At 52.3% G+C, this 394-nt stretch carries 1 protein-coding gene; it reads left to right on the forward strand.

Annotated elements, in window-relative coordinates; genetic code table 11:
* The coding region (locus AB9F29_RS21385) for an ABC transporter substrate-binding protein (RefSeq protein ID WP_369757187.1) at positions 1-394 on the forward strand (394 nt) is incomplete at both ends.

Below are 394 nucleotides of genomic sequence, written 5' to 3' on the forward strand. Positions count from 1 at the left end.
AAGCCAGTGTGCGTCGCGCTTTGGCTATGGCAGTGGACAATGCCATAGTGTTGGAACTCGGATATAACAACCTTGGTGTGGTTGCCGAAAACCACCATGTCTGCCAAATTCATCCGGAATACGCACAGCTTCCCAAGCCAATCAATGATCCCGCGGGTGCGCTTAAAATCATGCAAGACGAAGGCATGGCCGATTTTGAGCATGAACTTGTTTCCTTTGACGACGGTTTCAACAAAGACACGACAGATGCACTCGCCGCCCAGCTTCGAGATGCGGGCCTCAAAGTAAAACGTGTTGTGCTTCCGTGGGCAACCTATTGGAATGACTGGGCTAAATTTCCGTTCAGCTCCACGGAATGGGCCCACCGCCCCCTAGGGGTTCAAGTGCTTGTGCT

This window comes from Falsihalocynthiibacter sp. S25ZX9 (genome assembly GCF_041205405.1).
Classification (GTDB): Bacteria; Pseudomonadota; Alphaproteobacteria; order Rhodobacterales; family Rhodobacteraceae; genus Falsihalocynthiibacter; species Falsihalocynthiibacter arcticus.